Raw genomic sequence first — 215 nt, forward strand, 5'->3', positions numbered from 1 at the left:
AACCGGACGGCCCGTAATGGCTGGGCCTACAGCGGCCCGCTGACGCCGGCTCCCGCCACCGCCCCGGCCCCGGGGGCCACGTCCGGGCCGTTGCGTCTGATCGGCCTGCCCGAGGCCGGCACCGGGCAGCCGGGCGCGTGGCGCAAGGCGTGGTTGCAGGGCCTGAACTCCAGCGTCCTGTTCACGGCCCCGTATGGCAACGCGGTCTTCTCCTC

General features: G+C 74.9%; 1 protein-coding gene. It reads left to right on the forward strand.

What is annotated here, in order from left to right; translation table 11 throughout:
* On the forward strand, positions 1-215 hold a 215-nt coding region (locus IG02_RS37515; protein WP_037805284.1), incomplete at both ends, for a hypothetical protein.

This window comes from Streptomyces sp. NRRL F-5135 (assembly GCF_000719775.1).
GTDB classification, from domain to species: domain Bacteria; phylum Actinomycetota; class Actinomycetes; order Streptomycetales; family Streptomycetaceae; genus Streptomyces; species Streptomyces hebeiensis.